The following is a 14,785-nucleotide window of genomic DNA, read 5'->3' as shown; positions in this document are numbered from 1 at the left end:
CCCCGGAGCGTCCGCAGACGCTCCGGGGCACTGAAATAAAAATCAAATTCCTTGGAGCATGGCCAAAGCGCACGCGGCGGCCATTTCAAATCGTTTTCAGCAGCCTTCTTTTTCAGCCAGCTTGCGCCCCATGAGCACACCCATGACCGAGGCCATCATCAGCCCGCGCGTCCAGCCGGAGGAGTCGCCCAGGCAGTGCAAACCCTGAATGTTGGTGTCGAGGTTCTCGTCCATCTTCACCTTGTTGGAGTAGAACTTCAGCTCCGGGCTGTACAGCAGGGTCTCGTTGGCGGCAAAGCCGGGCACGACCATGTCCAGCATCTTGATGAACTCGATGATGTTGGTCATGGCACGGTAGGGCATGGCGGCGGTGATATCACCGGCCACGGCATCCTTCAACGTGGGCTTCACGTTGGACTGTGCCAGTTCCTTCTGCCAAGTGCGCTTGCCGTCCAGAATATCGCCGTAGCGCTGCACCATAATGTGGCCTGCGCCCAGCATATTGGTCAGCTCGCCCACCTTCTGTGCATAGGCGATGGGCTGGTTGAAGGGCTCGGTAAAGTTGTGGGACACCAGAATGGCAAGGTTGGTATTCGGGCTCTTCTTTTCCTTAAAGCTGTGGCCGTTGACCACCGCAAGGTCGTTGTCGTAGTTCTCCTGCGCCACAAAGCCGCCGGGGTTCTGGCAGAAGGTGCGCACCTTGTTCTTCCACGGTTTCGGGTAGCCGATGAGCTTGGACTCATACAGCACCTTGTTTACCTTTTCCATCACCTCGTTGCGGCACTCCACGCGCACGCCGATGTCCACCGTGCCGGGCTTGTGGGCGATGTGGTGCTCTGCGCAGAGCTTTTCCAGCCAGTCTGCGCCGCGGCGTCCGGTGCCGATGACCACCTCGTCCGCATACACGGGCAGCAGGCTGTCGCCGTCCTTCAGCAGCACGCCCTTGCAGCCTTCCTCTTCCAGAATTATGTTCTCGCACTCGGTATTGAAGCGCATCTCCACGCCGTTGTCTGCCAGATAGTTCTGGATGGCCAGATACAGCTCCTGCGCCTTCTCAGTGCCCAGATGGCGGATAGGGCAATCCACCAGCTTCAGACCCGCGTGGATGGCGTTTTTGCGGATCTCCTTGATGTCCTCACCGGTGTAGATGCCCTCCACATGGGGGTCTGCGCCGAACTCCAGATAGATCTTATCGGTGTAGTCGATCAGCTCCTGCGCAAACTCCTCCCCGATGAGGGTGGGCAGGTCGCCGCCCACCTCATAGGACAGGCTCAGCTTGCCGTCCGAGAACGCGCCCGCACCGGAAAAGCCGGTGGTGATGGCACAGGTGGGGCGGCAGTTGACGCAGTGGCCTACCTCTGCCTTGGGGCAGTGGCGTTTTTCCACCGGCTTGCCCTTTTCCACCAGCAGCATCTTCTTTTTGCTGCCGTGGCGCAGCAGCTCCACAGCGGTAAAGATGCCGGCAGGGCCCGCACCCACGATGATCAGATCGTACTTTTCCATGATTTTGTTCCTTTTTCCTTTCTGTTTTGACAGGAGCTTACTCCCGTTCCTCCTGTTCCACGGTGGCGCTCTCGTCCACATGGTCCAGCTCCACGGCGGTGGCTTCTGCATCGGTGCGGGTCACGTCCGGGGCGACAACGCCATCGCCGTTCAAATCCTCACCGGTAATGCTTTCCAGCACGGACTGGGTCTCCGGGTGCAGCTTGGCAAAGCGGCGCACCGCAAGGATGGTGTACAGGGCGCTGAGCAGGTTGATGGCACCCTCTACGATCAGGATGACGCCGATGGCCATCACCAGCGTTTCCATGGCGCCGAAGGGGTTCAAAATCAGCACCACGCCCAGCACCACGCTGAGCACCGGCAGCAGCAGAAAGCCCTTCCAGCTGTCGTAGCCGCAGCGGCGCAGGTCTAAAGCGTTCTGCACCCGGCCAATGGCGTCAAAGATGACGAACAGGCCGAACACGATGGGCAAAATGCTTACCACGATATCGCTGCGCAGCAGCAGAAAAACGCCCAGCGCAAGGCAGACAAGGCCGGAGATCAGGGTAAGCTGGCTCTGGAACACCCCGCGCTCCACCACAAAGTAGCGGATCAGCTGCACCGCTGCGCAGGCCAGCACTACGCCGCCCAAAGCGTAGCAGACGATGTTCAGCGCCGTGCCGGGCTTCATGACCAGAAAAATGCCCAGTCCGACATACAGCAGGCTCATGAGGATCAGGTTCCACTTCAGCTTTTTTACCATAGAGATCACGTTCCTTTCGTTTGCAGGGCCGCTGCCCGCACCCGGGTCAGTGGTACAGGGGTGCGATGGTGGTCTTGTTGATACGGGCATAGAAGGCCAGACTCATCAGGATGCTGACGACTTCCGCAATGAGGAAGGCCCACCAGACATTGTTGACGCTGCCGGTCTGTGCCAGCAGCCACGCTGCCGGCAGCAGCACGAACAGCTGGCGGCAGACCGAAACGATGAGGCTAAAGACGCCGTTGCCCAGCGCCTGAAACACCGAGCTGAGCACGATGCTGACACCCGCCAGCAGGAAATGCAGGCAGATGATGCGCATGGCCGGGATGCCGATGGCCAGCATGGCGTCGCTGGCGGCAAAGATGCTCAGCACCTGCCCGGGCGCAAACTGGAAAATGCAGAAGCCTGCCAGCATGATACCTTCGGCGTAGCACACCGCCAGCTTGATGGTCTTTTTCACGCGATCCGGTCTGCGGGCACCGTAGTTGTAGCCGATGATGGGCACCATGCCGTTGTTCAGGCCGAAGATGGGCATGAACACAAAGCTTTGCAGCTTGAAGTAGACACCGAACACCGCCACCGCCGTAGCGGAGAAGGCCATCAGGATCAGGTTCATGCCAAAGGTCATCAGGCTGCCCACGCACTGCATGGCGATGCTGGGCAGACCCACGGTGTAGATGCGGCCAATGGCCTTAGCGCTGGGCCGGAAGCCCTTGAAGCTGATCTGGATATCCGGGTTTTTGCGGGTGTTGAAGTACAAGGTCATGCCTGCACCGCAGAACTGGCCGATGACCGTAGCCACCGCCGCGCCGGTGGTGCCGGACAGCGCCTGCCCGCAGTAGCCGAAGATGAAGATGGGGTCCAGAATGATGTTCACCACTGCACCCACCAGCTGGCTGATCATGCTCAGCTGGGTGCGGCCGGTGGCCGCCAGCAGCTTTTCGCCCATGGTCTGAGTGAAAATACCCAGACTGAAGATGCAGCAAACCGACAGATACCGGATGCCCTGCTGCGCGATCACGGGGTCACTGGTCTGGGCGTAGAAGTAGGGCTTCATGCAGGTAAGGCCGATGACAAAGAACACCGCAAAGCTGCACAGGGAAAGGAAGATGCCGTTTTCTGCGGTGGCGTTGGCGCGGCTCTGGTTCTTTTCGCCAAGGCTCTTGCTCAGCAGGGCGTTCACGCCCACGCCGGTGCCCACGCCCACGGCGATCATGACGTTCTGCAGCGAAAAGGCCAGCGATACGGCGGTGAGGGCGCTCTCGCTGACATGGGACACGAACACCGAGTCCACCACGTTGTACAGCGCCTGCACCAGCATGGAGATCATCATCGGGATGCTGAGTTTCAGCAAAAGGGGGTTGATCTCCATGGTGCCCATGATGTTTTCCCGCACCTCGGCGGGTGCGGTCTGCGATTGATTTGTTTTCACGATTTCTCCTTGCCGGAAACATGGGCAGGGCGCAGAAGCGCCCTGCCCACGTTCTGTCGTTGTTTATTGGGTCTGGCTGGGGGTCACAGCGTCTTTTCCTTTGCGGCGGCTGCGTCTAAGATCATCTTCACGCAGGTCTCGCGGCCAAGGGCGGCGTTGATGGCCAGATCATAGTTGTGGGCATCGCCCCAGCGGTTCTGGGTGTAGTAGTTGTAGTAGGCCGAGCGGTTGCGGTCGGTCTTTTCCACCTCGTCTTTGATGCCCTTTTCGTCCTTGGCCTTTACCAAGGGGTTGGTCTTGGCGTACTGCAAGCGCCACTCCTTGGGTGCATACACGAACACCCGCAGCACGTCCTTGCGCTCCCGCAGAATGTAGTCACCGCAGCGGCCAAGGATCACGCAGGGGCCTTCCTCGGCCAGCTGCTTGATGATACGGCTCTGCAGAATGAACACCTGATCGCCCAGCGGCAGCTCATTGCCCATGGTGTACAGACTGTACAGCAGGCTGTGGGTGTGCCGTTTCTCGCTGGCGGCAACAGCCTCCTCCGACAAGCCGGAGTTCTTTGCTGCCATGGTGATCAGCTCCTTGTCGTAAAGCTTGATGCCCAGTGCATTTGCCACGTCCTCTGCGATGTAGCGTCCGCCGGTGCAGTACTCACGGCCCAAAGTGATGATCGTCTTTGCCATAATGTGTTCCTCCTGTTTCATATATCGCCCTGAAAAAGCTTACGGCTGTGCCGGGGCGTCCCCGGTTTGGCCGCTGGCTTGGGGTTCTGTGCTTGCAGGTACAGGGGTCGGCTTCGGCAGCCGTACCTCTGCTACCCGCATGGTGCCGGTCTGATCCACTGCATACACGCTGTAGCGCCCGCCTGCGGCCAGCAGCTCCGGCGGGAACTGTACCCCGCCGTCCTCGGTGCGGGTACAGCGCAAAAAGGTGCGGTGGGCGGTGGTGGCGTGCGCCACGCCATCGTGGGGCGCGCAGGCGATCCAGCCGGAAAAATCCTCCGGCAGGTCTGCGGGCTCTCCCCGCCGTTCAAAGTAGTAAACGCCCGGCTGGGTGCCAGCGTGCAGCTCGCAGCGCAGCCGCCGGGGACGGTCGGCCTCAGTCTCCCGCTGCTTTGGCCGCAGGGCAATGGCTTTGCCGGTAAAGTAACGCATAAAATCCACCAGCGCCATGGTGCAGTTCACTGCGCCGTCGGTATCGGCGGTGGGGTCGTTCAGCAGCACAAAATCTGCCATTACGGCGTCATCGTGGCCAAAACCGCGCAGCCCCATCCACAGCCGCGACGGGTCGCGCTGGCCGCGCACCCGACGCTCCACCTGCACCGCCACCGAGCAGCCGTCGTGGATCTGCTCCCGCAGGTCGGCAAGGTCCATCCACGCCTGCCAGCAGGGGTAGCCGCAGCAGCCTGCGGCGGCTGCAGCAAAGGCGGTGTTGCCGGTAGAGCGGGTGCTGCCGTCCTCCATGGCGTAGGCCACTTCCTCCGGCAGAATATCCTCGCCCCAGCGGTTCATCAGCGCCGCCATGACCAGCGGCAGATCCATCTCCCGCCCAAAGCTGGGGTCGTGGGCGGAAAGGCAGTATTCCGGCAGATAGAGCCGCCGGTTCAGCGGGTGGCCGTTGTGCTTTTCCCACGCAAGAGGACGCACCGCCGCTGCCAGCAGACGCACCGCCGGGCTAACTTTATCGTTGTTGGTGGAAAGGTTCACCTGCAATTGCACGCCGGTGCCGCCGCCCGGGGCGGCTACCGTGACGGTATCGCCCATCAAAAAGATCATGCCGTCCTCGCTCTGGCTGGACACGCTGCACCGGGGGTAATCCGGTGCCCACTTGCCAAAGCTCATCCAGCTTGTCCACGCCCCTGCTGCGTACACCCGGCAGCGCACCTCCACCATGGTGTCCCGGGGTGCATGGGCGTTCCAGCTGACGTTCAGGTTGCAGAAGGCCGGCATGGCAAACTCCGGGGTGGTGTAGCTGCCGTACAAAAGGCTGCGCCCGGCCACGCTGTCCAGCACCAGTGCGCCGTTTTCCAGCGCAAGGTTGTCCAGCTGCCCGCGGGAAAAGGTCTCTGTCCCCTGCAGCACAAGATTATTCCGTTGTTCCATGGGACATCGCTCCTTTCCGCAGTTTTATCGCTTATTCCTCCGGGGTGTCATCGTCGGCGTAGTCCTCCTTGAGGGCTGCTTCCAGTTCGGCATCCTTCATCTTGCGGATGTTCTCCTCAATGTGGAACACCCGGTCAATATCACCGTACACGATCTGGCAGGACACCTCAGTGACGAACCAGAAACCGAAGATCAGCATCAGGAAAAGCCCCAGCGGCATGCACAAGATCACCACGCCCCAGAACAGCACCTGCACGATGGCAGCAGCCAGTGCGTGGGGCAAAAAGGCGATCATGCAGTTGATGCTGTTTTTCAAAGTCAGGCTCAAAGGCTGGTCCAGCAGCACCACCTGCGGCCACATGTAGGCAAACAGCATCTGGAACAGCACCAGATTGAGCACCGTAGCCACCCACAGCGGGACGCCCACGTTGGTACCGTGGTACAGCATATTGAAGCAGAAATAGACGAGGAAAATTTGCAGCGTGACCACCACGGTATACAGCACACCGGGCGCAAGGCTGGCTTTAAAGTTGCGCTTGAAGGCCTTGCGGTAGGTCACCCACCAGTAGCCCGCCTCGTCGCGCAGCGCGCGCAGGACGGTATCGTACATTCCGGCCAGTGCGGGCCCGGCCAGCAGGCCGCCCACGGCGGCGCTGCCCAGCATCACCGGCAGACTGTTCTGCAAAAAGCCGATGTACACCAGACAGATGACCGGTGCAAACCCGATACAGGTCAGCAGGTTTGCAAGGAACATCCCGTTCATATCACGGCCTACAAGCTCAAAAAAGCGGCCGATGCCGGTCTTGCGGGGGGCGTCCTTTTCGACACCCTTACCGGCCTTGAAATCATTGGCAGAAGGAAAAAGACCCATAGTAGCTGCGGTACCTCTCTTGTGTTTTTAACCGGCACCGCAGGCGTTTTGTCTGGAAAGTGCCATTGTGCTAACTTTACAGATATAAATATACCTGTATTTTGTCAACTTTGCAAGATACAACCGGGGCTAATTGTAAAAAAATATTTATCTCTCCCTTTTTTACGCAAAATGTGCTACAATGACAATGGCATTTTTTGCAATAGGAGGAAACCATTATGAGCATTCTTCGCACCATTGCGATGTTTATTTATCTGTTCGGGTACATGATCCTGCATTACAGCATCCTGCGCCGTGCCGAGCGCGCCGCAGCCGCCGGAGATACCGCCACCGTGGAGCAGATCGTGAACCAGCATATCCCCCGCTGGAGCCGGGGCATCTTAAAGGTGACCGGTGTGTCCCTGTCGGTGGAAGGGCTGGAGAATATTCCCAAAGACCGCCCCTGCGTGTTTGTGGCGAACCACCGCAGCTACTACGACATCCCCTTGCTGCTGGCCGGGCTGGAAAAGCCCCACGGCATCCTTGCCAAGGAGGAGCTGGAAAAGATCCCCCTGCTCAACCGCTGGATGAAGCTTCTGGGCTGCGTGTTCGTGCAGCGTGACGATGTGCGCGCCTCGGTGCGGGCACTGAACGATGCTACCGCCATCGTGGAGGGCGGCCGCAGCTTTGTCATCTTCCCCGAAGGCACCCGCTACAAGGGCGAAGAGGGCGGCGCAGGCGAGTTCAAGGCCGGTGCCTTCCGCATTGCCGTCAAGACCGGTGCCCCGGTGGTGCCGGTGGCTGTCACCGGTGCCCGCGCCCTGTTTGAGGCTAACGGCAACCGCTGCCGCCCGGGCAGTGTGCGCATCAAGATCATGTCGCCCATCCAGACCGCCGGCATGAGCAAGGCCGAGCAGAAGCAGCTGCCCGACGCCGTGCGCCAGAGCATTCTGGCTGCGCTGAAGTAACAGCCTTTCCCGCTCGTTTCATCACACAGGAGAACTATTTTATGGCAAGCTACCGTTACGAACGCGACATTGACCCCAAGGATCTCAAGCCCCGCAAACAGCGGCAGTACAGCCGCAAGGAGCGCTGGGCAAACTGGTGGGACTACAACCTGAAATGGGTGCTCATCTTCGGCATTGCGGGTGCGTTCGTGGCGTACTGCTTTATCGGGCAATATTTCCTGACCACCCACCCGGATTACAACATTGCGGTGGTAAGCCCCTACTACCTGCCCGAAGCCACCGTCACCGCCCTGCAACAGCAGCTTGCCGCCTATGGCGAGGACTGCAACGGCGATGGCAAGGTGGTGGTGAAGCTGAACCAGTACACCATGGCCTTCAACAGCGAGGACTCGGACGCTTATCTGGACATGGCGGGCACCACCAAGCTTTCCACCGATATCCAAAGCTCCCTCAGCTCCATCTTTATCCTGTATGACCCCGCAGGCTTCCAGCAGACCACCGGCACGCTGCGGTATCTGGACGGTCATCTACCCAAGTCCGACGCCGACAACGACTGGTGGAACATGGTCTACCGCTGGACGGATTGCCCGGTGCTGACCGGGATGGAGCTGGGCGGCTACACCTCGGACGCAGTGCAGAGCGCCAGCGGAGACAGCCAGCAGCTGCTGGCAGATTACTATATCGGCATCCGGGGCGCATGGCTGAAGGAATCCGCTTCCCTGCTGGAAAACAGCGAGCCCCTTTGGGCAAGCCTGACCGCCGGGGCGGTCTCCACCGCCGGGGAGGGGCACTGAAGATGCGCTTCCGCATCAAAGCCGGCGGCCCCGCTGCCCGGTTCACCTTTGACCGCACTCCAAAGCCCCAGCCGCCCGCGCCGCCTGTCCTCCGCGCCGCAGACCTTGATAATCCCTATGGGCGCTATTACGGTAAAGCCCGCAGCTGGGAGGATATTTTGAAGAATAAAAACAGCGATTGAGAGGCTCTCTGGTCGTCGCCGCAGGCGATGACCAGAGAGCTTCTGTTTTCTATTTTCGTCTTTTTACCCATGGCTGATTTGAAATTTTCTCCACCCTCAAATGGAGGGCGGTTTGTTGTTTCTCTGTCCCGGTTATGGTATACTTACTAGGTATCCCCGCAAAAACCGACCAAAAAGGATGTGACCCCCATGGACGCACTGGAACAAGCCCGTGCCGAGATCGACACGGTGGATGCGCAGCTGGCTGCGCTGTTCGAGCGCCGGATGGCTGCTGTTTTGCAGGTAGCCGAATATAAGCGGGCGCACGGTCTGCCCATCTACGATGCCGCCCGGGAGGCCGCCGTGCTGGAAAAGGCCGCAGCCCGCATTCAGCAGCCTGCGCTGCGCCCTTACTATAAAGACCATGTCCAGCACATGATGGATCTTGCCAAGCAGTACGAAGCCGCTGTGCTGGGGCGCAACCGCGCTGCCTATCAGGGGGTGGAGGGTGCGTTTGCCCACATCGCCCTCAAGGCGCTGTTCCCCCACGCCGAAGCCGTGAGCTATTCCACGTGGGACGAGGTGTTCGAAGCCGTGGCCTCCGGCGAAGCTGCCCACGGCGTAGTGCCCTTTGAAAACAGCCACGCCGGGGACGTTTCCGCCGTGCTGGACCTGTGCTATAACCACCCGGAGCTGTGGGTGGTGGACGTGTACGACCTGCCCATCTCCCAGAACCTTCTGGTGCTGCCGGGCACCCAGCTTTCCCAGCTGCGCACGGTGTACAGCCACCAGCAGGCGATCGCCCAGAGCGAGACCTTTTTAAAACAGTTCCGTCTGCCCGCCACCGCCATGGCCAACACCGCCATGGCCGCAAAGTTCGTGGCCGAAAGCAAAGACCCGACAAAGGCCGCCATTGCCAGCGCCGAGACTGCCGCCCTGTACGGGCTGGAAATTCTGGTGCCCAACATCAACACCGACGGCGACAATACCACCCGGTTCATCGTGCTCAGCCGCGAAAAGCCCACGGCGGGCAACCGGTTCTCCCTGCTGTTCACGGTGGACAACAAGCCCGGCAAGCTGGCGGAGGTGATTCAGGTCATCGGTGCCAGCGGCTTCAATATGGAGTCCATCAAGAGCCGCCCCATGCCGCACGTCCCCTTTGAATATTATTTTTATGTAGAGCTGGTGGGCGATGCCGCCGCCGGCGAGACCGCCGCGCTGCTGCGCGAGCTTGACCGCACCTGCCGGACGGTGCGGCTGTTAGGAGTGTATACAAAATGAGTGATTTTATCGGAACCAAGCTGACCATGAACTTGGGCGAGCGCAGCTACGACATCATCGTCAAGCGCGGCTCGCTGGAAAACCTGTATCAGTTCGCCCGGCTGGACCGCCGGGTGGCGGTGGTCACCGACAACGGTGTGCCCGCACAGTACGCCCAGATGGTAGCCGACCAGTGCAAGGACGCCATCATCATCACCGTGCCGCAGGGCGAGGCCAGCAAGAGTTTTAAAATTCTGGAGACCGTGCTGCGGCAGATGCTGGACTTCGGCATGGGCCGGGGCGACCTTGTGGTAGCCGTGGGCGGCGGCGTGGTGGGCGACCTTGCCGGGTTTGCCGCTTCCATCTATATGCGCGGCATCGACTTTATCAACTGCCCCACCACCACCCTTTCCATGATCGATTCCTCCATCGGCGGCAAGACCGCCGTGGACCTGGGCGACACCAAGAACATCGTGGGTGCCTTCTGGCAGCCCAAGCTGGTCATCGTGGACCCGGACACCCTGTCCACCCTGCCCCGCCGCCACTTCATCAACGGTCTGGCCGAGGCGGTCAAGGCCGGTCTGCTGGCCGACCCAGAGCTGTTCTCCATCTTTGAAAAAGAGGACGTGGACGACCGCATCGGCGAGATCATCTGCCGCAGCCTGCGCTTTAAAAAGAGCATCGTGGAGCAGGACGAGACCGAGCAGGGTATGCGCAAGGCGCTGAACTTCGGCCACACCATCGGTCACGGCATCGAAGCCGTGAAGGGCATCAAGGGACGCCGCACCACCGGCCTGTTCCACGGCGAGTGCGTGGCGCTGGGTATGCTGCCCATGATCGAATCCAAAGCCCTGCAAAAGCGGGTGCGCGGCGTGTACCGCCGCTTAGGCCTGCCCACCCGCACCGCCTACAATAAGGAAAAGGTGCTGGCCGAGATGCTGCACGACAAAAAAGCGCAGGACGGGCAGATCACCATCATCAAAGTGCCCGGCCTTGGCTGCTGGCGCGCCGAGACCATCCCTGTGGAGGGGCTGCGCCCGCTGCTGGGCATGGAGGACTGACCCATGAAAAATACCTTTGGCAGCGACCTTTCGCTGACCATCTTCGGCGAGAGCCATGGCCACGCCGTGGGCGCTGTGCTGGACGGCATGGCCGCCGGTGTGCCGGTGGACGAGAGTTTTCTCGCCGCCTGCATGGATAAGCGCCGCGCCCGGGGCGACGGCCTTTCCACCCCCCGGGTGGAGGCAGATGCGGTGCAGCTGCTTTCCGGTGTGGTAAACGGCCACACCACCGGCACCGCCATTGCCCTGATGATCGAAAATCAGAACACCCGCAGCGGCGACTACGCCAAGACCGCCGACCTTCTGCGCCCCGGCCACGCGGACTTTACCGCCTACGCCAAGTACCACGGCTTTCAGGATGCCCGGGGCGGCGGGCATTTTTCCGGCCGGGTGACCGCCGCCCTCGTAGCGGGCGGCAGCATCGTGCTGGCCGCATTGCAGCGGGCGGGCATTGATATCACCACACACATCGCCCGGTGCGCTGATCTTGCAGATACGCCCTTTGCGCTGGACGACCCCGCCGCCCTTGCGGCACAGGTGGGGACGCTTACCAGTAAGACCGAGGGCTTTGCGGTGCTGGATGCCGCCGTGGAAGAGCCCATGAAAGCCGCCATCCGCGCCGCCGGTGCTGAGGGCGACAGCGTGGGCGGCGTACTGGAAACTGCCATCCTTGGTCTGCCCGCCGGCATCGGCGAGCCTTACTTTGACAGCGTGGAAAGCGAGATCGCTCATCTGGCGTTTTCCATCCCGGCGGTCAAGGGCATCGAGTTCGGCACCGGCTTCGGCTTTGCCGGGCTGCGCGGCTCGGAAGCGAACGACGCCTTCCGCATGACGGCAGAGGGCGCGGTGGTCACCGCCACCAACCACAACGCGGGCATCAACGGCGGCATCGCCAACGGTATGCCGGTGGTGTTCCGCACCGCCGTCAAGCCCACCCCCAGCATCTACAAGCAGCAGAATACGGTGGACTACATCGCCAAAAAGGACGCACAGCTGTCCATTCAGGGACGGCACGACCCCTGCATCGTGCCCCGGGCTGCTATTGTGCAGACCTGCGCTGCCGCCCTTGCGGTGGGCGATCTGCTCACCGCCCGGTACGGTGCCCGGTGGATGACCGACCCCACCGGCTACCGGAAGGAGGACTGAGATGGAATACGGACTGATCGGCGGCAAGCTGGGACACTCCTACTCCAAGACCATCCATGAACTGCTCTGCGGGTACAGCTACGAGCTGTGCCCCCTGCCCACCGAGGCAGACGCCCGCGCCTTTTTGCAGCGGCGGCAGTTCAAGGCCATCAACGTGACCATCCCCTATAAAAAGCTGGTGATGGAGTACTGCTCCTTCATCGACCCCCGCGCCCGCGCCATCGGTGCGGTGAATACGGTGGTGAATAAAAACGGCCTGCTCTACGGCTACAACACCGATTATCTGGGCTTTGCCCACCTGTGCGAAGCCCACGGCGTGGAGCTTGCGGGCAAGACGGTACTCATCTTGGGCACCGGCGGCACCCACAACACCACCCGCGCGGTGGCGCTGGATAAGGGCGCAGCCAAAGTGCTGACGGTCAGCCGCACCCCCGACCCGGAAAAGGGCGAGCTGAGCTACGCCGAAGCCGTGCGCAGCGGTGCACAGGTGGTGTTCAACACCACCCCCGCCGGGATGTACCCCAACGTGGGCGTGTGCAGTCTGGACGTCGCCGCCATGCCCGGGCTGGAAGCCGTGGTGGACGTGGTATATAACCCCAACAAGACTGAACTCATTCTCCGCGCCGAGGACGCCGGTGTGCCGGTGGCCGTAGGCGGGCTGGAGATGCTGGTGGCACAGGCGGTGTACGCCGCCGAATACTTCCTTGGCCGCAAGTTCGAGGACGCCCCGGGCGAGGTGCGGCGCATCACCGCCGCGCTGCGCCGCGAGACGCTGAACATCGCCCTTGTGGGAATGCCCTCCTGCGGCAAATCCACCCTCGGCCGCCTGCTGGCAAAGCAGCTGGGCAGACCCCTTGTGGATCTGGACGAGGAGATCGTCAAGGCAGACGGACGCAGCATCCCGGATATCTTTGCCGCCGAGGGCGAAGAGGGCTTCCGGGCAAAGGAAGCCGCGCAGATCGCCCGTTTCGGCAAGGAAAAAGGGCTTGTGCTCTCCTGCGGCGGCGGCGCGGTGAAGCGGGCAGAGAATGTCCGCGCCCTGCGCCAGAACGGCGTGGTGCTGTTCATCGACCGGCCGGTGGAAGCGCTGGCTGTGGGCGGCGGCCGTCCGCTTTCCTCCAGCGCCGAGGCGCTGCGCACCATGGAAGCCCAGCGCCGCCCGCTGTACCTTGCCGCCGCAGACGCGGTGGTTCCCAACACCGGCACGCTGGCCGAGACGCTGGCGGCTGCACAGGAGGCACTGGATGAAATTTTTGATTCTTAACGGGCCAAACATCAATCTGGCGCGCTGGTCCGAACCCGGCGTGCCGGGCGAAGTGGATTACACCGGCCTGATGGACTATGTGCAGGCGGGCTGCGACCAGCTTGGCATCGAGACGGATATCTGCCAGTCCAACCACGAGGGCGATCTGATCGACGAGATCCAGTCTGCCCCCGGGCGGGTAGATGGCATCGTGCTGAACCCGGGCGGCTACGCCCATTACAGCGTGGCCATTCTGGACGCACTGCGGCTGTGCAGCGTGCCCGCCGTAGAGGTGATGCTGGACGCCCCGGACGAGCGCGAGCCCTTCCGCAAAACAGACGTGGTGTCCTTTGGCTGTCAGGGACATTTTATCGGCGAAGGCCCGCAGGGCTACCTGCACGCCTGCATCTGGCTGGCGCAGCTGCTGCGCACCGACGGCTCCTCTAAGGCGCATATCGTGATGTAAAATAAACAGGAAAGGAACGACCTCCCATGATCATCTCCACCAAAAAAGGCGCTCCCAAAGAGGAGCTGGAAAAGATCGTTGACAAATTCGAAAAGCAGGGTCTGGACGTGACCCTGATCACCGGCAAGGACTACAACGTGTTCGGTCTGGTGGGTGACACCACCAAGATCGACGAGCGGGACGTGCTGGCAAACCCGTGGATCGACAACGTTACCCGCGTGTCTGCGCCCTATAAGCGCGCAAACCGCCTGTTCCACCCCGCAGACTCGGTCATCGACTGCGGCGGCGTGAAGATCGGCAGCAAGGAAAAGATCGCCGTCATGGCGGGCCCCTGCAGCATCGAGAACGCCGAGCAGGCTCTGCGCATCGCGCAGGGGGTCAAGGCGGGCGGCGCAGCGCTGTTCCGCGGCGGTGCCTACAAGCCCCGCACCTCTCCCTACGCCTTTCAGGGTCTGGAGACCGAGGGCATTCTGGATATGGTAAAGGCACGCGAAGCCACCGGTCTGCCCATCGTTTCCGAGCTGATGAGCGAGGACCGCATCCCGGAGTTTGAGGAGTATGTGGACGTGGTGCAGATCGGCGCACGCAATATGCAGAACTTCCAGCTGCTCAAGGCCGTGGGCAAGATGCACAAGCCCGTGCTGCTCAAGCGCGGCCTGTGCAACACCATCGAGGAGTGGATCATGAGCGCCGAGTACATCATGGCAGGCGGCAACGAGCAGGTCATCTTCTGCGAGCGCGGCATCCGCACCTTTGAAAAATACACCCGCAACACGCTGGATCTTTCCGCTGTGCCCATCATCCACGAAAAGACCCATCTGCCCATCGTGGTAGACCCCAGCCACGCCACCGGCAAGGCCAATCTGGTAGAACCGATGATGATCGCCGCTGTGGCCGCCGGTGCGGACGGTCTGGAGGTAGAGGTGCACTATGACCCCCAGCACGCATGGAGCGACGGCGCACAGTGCCTGACCCCGGACGCCTTTGCACAGGCCATGGCAAAGTGCCGTCAGGTGGCTTGGGCCATCGGCCGGGAGATGTAAACCGTTTACCC

The 14,785-nt window shown here is 61.4% G+C and carries 15 protein-coding genes; 9 read left to right on the top strand and 6 right to left on the bottom strand.

Features of this window, described 5'->3' with window-relative positions:
• Nucleotides 1–96: 96 nt before the first annotated feature.
• The 6 genes from WMO44_RS12015 to WMO44_RS11990 all read right to left on the bottom strand — a co-directional run bounded on the left by WMO44_RS12015 (nucleotide 97) and on the right by WMO44_RS11990 (nucleotide 6,653).
• The gene (locus tag WMO44_RS12015; protein ID WP_005921675.1) at nucleotides 97–1,503 is read right to left on the bottom strand and encodes an NAD(P)/FAD-dependent oxidoreductase; all 1,407 of its coding nucleotides are present in this window, start codon (nucleotides 1,501–1,503) and stop codon (nucleotides 97–99) included.
• 37 nt (nucleotides 1,504–1,540) lie between these two features.
• Complete coding sequence (locus WMO44_RS12010; RefSeq protein WP_349152732.1) at nucleotides 1,541–2,245, bottom strand: HdeD family acid-resistance protein; 705 nt, start codon at nucleotides 2,243–2,245, stop codon at nucleotides 1,541–1,543.
• A gap of 46 nt (nucleotides 2,246–2,291) precedes the next feature.
• Nucleotides 2,292–3,677 carry an MATE family efflux transporter gene (locus WMO44_RS12005; protein ID WP_349152731.1) on the bottom strand — a complete coding sequence of 462 codons (1,386 nt, stop codon included), beginning with the start codon at nucleotides 3,675–3,677 and terminating at the stop codon, nucleotides 2,292–2,294.
• An 83-nt stretch (nucleotides 3,678–3,760) separates the two neighbouring features.
• Nucleotides 3,761–4,363: a cytidylate kinase-like family protein gene (locus WMO44_RS12000; RefSeq protein ID WP_349152730.1), complete on the bottom strand. Its 603-nt coding sequence runs from the start codon at nucleotides 4,361–4,363 to the stop codon at nucleotides 3,761–3,763.
• 39 nt (nucleotides 4,364–4,402) lie between these two features.
• The gene (locus WMO44_RS11995) at nucleotides 4,403–5,782 is read right to left on the bottom strand and encodes a hypothetical protein (RefSeq protein ID WP_349152729.1); all 1,380 of its coding nucleotides are present in this window, start codon (nucleotides 5,780–5,782) and stop codon (nucleotides 4,403–4,405) included.
• A gap of 31 nt (nucleotides 5,783–5,813) precedes the next feature.
• Nucleotides 5,814–6,653, bottom strand: coding sequence for a DUF624 domain-containing protein (locus WMO44_RS11990; RefSeq protein ID WP_015537206.1), 840 nt, complete (start codon nucleotides 6,651–6,653; stop codon nucleotides 5,814–5,816).
• Nucleotides 6,654–6,871: 218 nt separating this feature from the next.
• Between WMO44_RS11990 and WMO44_RS11985 the strand changes: the two genes are divergently transcribed.
• From WMO44_RS11985 to aroF, 9 genes are all read left to right on the top strand, one after another.
• Nucleotides 6,872–7,600: a lysophospholipid acyltransferase family protein gene (locus WMO44_RS11985; protein ID WP_349152728.1), complete on the top strand. Its 729-nt coding sequence runs from the start codon at nucleotides 6,872–6,874 to the stop codon at nucleotides 7,598–7,600.
• A 41-nt stretch (nucleotides 7,601–7,641) separates the two neighbouring features.
• On the top strand, nucleotides 7,642–8,394 hold the full coding sequence (locus WMO44_RS11980) for a hypothetical protein (RefSeq protein ID WP_349152727.1): 753 nt from the start codon (nucleotides 7,642–7,644) through the stop codon (nucleotides 8,392–8,394).
• A gap of 2 nt (nucleotides 8,395–8,396) precedes the next feature.
• Nucleotides 8,397–8,576 carry a hypothetical protein gene (locus tag WMO44_RS11975; RefSeq protein ID WP_005921658.1) on the top strand — a complete coding sequence of 60 codons (180 nt, stop codon included), beginning with the start codon at nucleotides 8,397–8,399 and terminating at the stop codon, nucleotides 8,574–8,576.
• A gap of 189 nt (nucleotides 8,577–8,765) precedes the next feature.
• Nucleotides 8,766–9,836: a bifunctional chorismate mutase/prephenate dehydratase gene (locus WMO44_RS11970; protein WP_055186298.1), complete on the top strand. Its 1,071-nt coding sequence runs from the start codon at nucleotides 8,766–8,768 to the stop codon at nucleotides 9,834–9,836.
• Nucleotides 9,833–10,876: a 3-dehydroquinate synthase gene (gene aroB / locus WMO44_RS11965; RefSeq protein WP_349152726.1), complete on the top strand. Its 1,044-nt coding sequence runs from the start codon at nucleotides 9,833–9,835 to the stop codon at nucleotides 10,874–10,876. Before WMO44_RS11970 ends, aroB begins: the two co-directional genes overlap by 4 nt.
• 3 nt (nucleotides 10,877–10,879) lie before the next feature.
• Complete coding sequence (gene aroC / locus WMO44_RS11960; protein ID WP_349152725.1) at nucleotides 10,880–12,022, top strand: chorismate synthase; 1,143 nt, start codon at nucleotides 10,880–10,882, stop codon at nucleotides 12,020–12,022.
• Between the two features lies 1 nt (nucleotide 12,023).
• Entirely contained in the window at nucleotides 12,024–13,286 is a 1,263-nt protein-coding gene (locus tag WMO44_RS11955) for a shikimate kinase (RefSeq protein ID WP_349152724.1), read from the top strand.
• Nucleotides 13,267–13,731 (top strand): type II 3-dehydroquinate dehydratase, encoded by a 465-nt coding sequence (locus WMO44_RS11950; RefSeq protein ID WP_015537199.1) that lies wholly within the window; start codon nucleotides 13,267–13,269, stop codon nucleotides 13,729–13,731. The genes WMO44_RS11955 and WMO44_RS11950 overlap by 20 nt, the downstream gene beginning before the upstream one ends.
• Nucleotides 13,732–13,757: 26 nt before the next feature.
• Nucleotides 13,758–14,774 (top strand): 3-deoxy-7-phosphoheptulonate synthase, encoded by a 1,017-nt coding sequence (aroF, locus tag WMO44_RS11945; RefSeq protein ID WP_005921651.1) that lies wholly within the window; start codon nucleotides 13,758–13,760, stop codon nucleotides 14,772–14,774.
• Nucleotides 14,775–14,785 lie beyond the last annotated feature (11 nt).

Source organism: Faecalibacterium tardum (assembly GCF_040096515.1).
Lineage (GTDB): Bacteria > Bacillota > Clostridia > Oscillospirales > Ruminococcaceae > Faecalibacterium > Faecalibacterium tardum.
This window is presented reverse-complemented; position numbering and strand designations above follow the sequence as displayed.

Coding starts and splice junctions, on each gene's coding strand:
- WMO44_RS11975 (WP_005921658.1), top strand. CDS start 8,397: ATGCGCTTCCGCATCAAAGCCGGCGGCCCCGCTGCCCGGTTCACCTTT.
- aroC (WP_349152725.1), top strand. CDS start 10,880: ATGAAAAATACCTTTGGCAGCGACCTTTCGCTGACCATCTTCGGCGAG.
- WMO44_RS11990 (WP_015537206.1), bottom strand. CDS start 6,653: ATGGGTCTTTTTCCTTCTGCCAATGATTTCAAGGCCGGTAAGGGTGTC.
- WMO44_RS11950 (WP_015537199.1), top strand. CDS start 13,267: ATGAAATTTTTGATTCTTAACGGGCCAAACATCAATCTGGCGCGCTGG.
- WMO44_RS12015 (WP_005921675.1), bottom strand. CDS start 1,503: ATGGAAAAGTACGATCTGATCATCGTGGGTGCGGGCCCTGCCGGCATC.
- WMO44_RS11980 (WP_349152727.1), top strand. CDS start 7,642: ATGGCAAGCTACCGTTACGAACGCGACATTGACCCCAAGGATCTCAAG.
- aroF (WP_005921651.1), top strand. CDS start 13,758: ATGATCATCTCCACCAAAAAAGGCGCTCCCAAAGAGGAGCTGGAAAAG.
- WMO44_RS11955 (WP_349152724.1), top strand. CDS start 12,024: ATGGAATACGGACTGATCGGCGGCAAGCTGGGACACTCCTACTCCAAG.
- WMO44_RS12000 (WP_349152730.1), bottom strand. CDS start 4,363: ATGGCAAAGACGATCATCACTTTGGGCCGTGAGTACTGCACCGGCGGA.
- WMO44_RS11985 (WP_349152728.1), top strand. CDS start 6,872: ATGAGCATTCTTCGCACCATTGCGATGTTTATTTATCTGTTCGGGTAC.
- WMO44_RS11995 (WP_349152729.1), bottom strand. CDS start 5,782: ATGGAACAACGGAATAATCTTGTGCTGCAGGGGACAGAGACCTTTTCC.
- WMO44_RS12010 (WP_349152732.1), bottom strand. CDS start 2,245: ATGGTAAAAAAGCTGAAGTGGAACCTGATCCTCATGAGCCTGCTGTAT.
- aroB (WP_349152726.1), top strand. CDS start 9,833: ATGAGTGATTTTATCGGAACCAAGCTGACCATGAACTTGGGCGAGCGC.
- WMO44_RS11970 (WP_055186298.1), top strand. CDS start 8,766: ATGGACGCACTGGAACAAGCCCGTGCCGAGATCGACACGGTGGATGCG.